Source organism: Variovorax sp. VaC1 (genome assembly GCF_043658315.1).
Classification (GTDB): Bacteria; Pseudomonadota; Gammaproteobacteria; order Burkholderiales; family Burkholderiaceae_C; genus Variovorax.
This window is the reverse complement of record NZ_JBIGLT010000027.1, coordinates 1-907: the sequence shown is the minus strand read 5'-3', so window position 1 is coordinate 907 and position 907 is coordinate 1. Positions and strand designations below refer to the sequence as shown.

Annotated in this window: 3 tRNA genes; 1 reads left to right on the top strand and 2 read right to left on the bottom strand. The window is 44.9% G+C overall.

The annotated features are described in order from the left end of the window. Positions 1-261: 261 nt before the first annotated feature. A tRNA-Arg gene (locus ACGLHS_RS32275) sits at positions 262-334 on the bottom strand. Between the two features lie 200 nt (positions 335-534). Further along, a tRNA-Ile gene (locus tag ACGLHS_RS32270) sits at positions 535-608 on the bottom strand. 110 nt (positions 609-718) lie between these two features. Here ACGLHS_RS32270 and ACGLHS_RS32265 point away from each other — a divergent pair. Then, a tRNA-Ala gene (locus ACGLHS_RS32265) sits at positions 719-791 on the top strand. The last annotated feature ends 116 nt before the right edge of the window (positions 792-907 follow it).

Sequence of the window (907 nt, the reverse complement as noted above, 5' to 3'; positions counted from 1 at the left end):
CACATATCCTTGATTCAAAGGATTCCTCCTGCTGAATGTGCCCATAAAAATCAGAGGAAGTTTGAGGAACATTTCACAGCTCTGCACTTCCATACTAGTGCTATTCAAAGGAACTTCATATTTTCACACCTTCATCTCTGTGACTATGTCTTCTTTTCATACATAATCAGCACTGTCACATTGTTTGGTGTACATGGTGGAAGCTTCTCATTGGAATATTCATTACTGAACATACACAAGTCTTACAGAAGAGAGGACAGACAACCACGAAGGGATTCGAACCCTCAATCTTCTGATTCGAAGTCAGACGCCTTGTCCATTAGGCCACGTGGTCATGTAGACAGTGACGTGTACATTTGAACTGGGCCACGGTAGTAGTCTACCGACAAACAGTCAGGAGAAGCAAGACTTTGCCTTCATGGGATCCATGTGTGAGGTGATGGGGCACTGTTGCACATTCCATGAGTTGAAAACACTGCCAACTTTACATCTGAAGGACTTCACGAGATGTCCTCCCTCTACAACAATTAAGCCTGGCCTGTACAGGGATCGAACCTGTGACCTTGGCGTTATTAGCACCACGCTCTAACCAACTGAGCTAACAGGCCTGCTGCTGCCATTCTATCTACACCCGCGTCCCTAATAGAATGAAAGACACTCATTTGCCTTTAAACAACTAGCGACCTGGTGGAACCAGGCTTGTAAAAGTCTTCAAGAAGGGGAATTAGCTCAAATGGTAGAGCGCTCGCTTAGCATGTGAGAGGTAGCGGGATCGATGCCCGCATTCTCCATTACCTTCTTTTCAGTTGTCGATTCTCAAGAAGGTAACACACATATCCTTGATTCAAAGGATTCCTCCTGCTGAATGTGCCCATAAAAATCAGAGGAAGTTTGAGGAACATTTCAC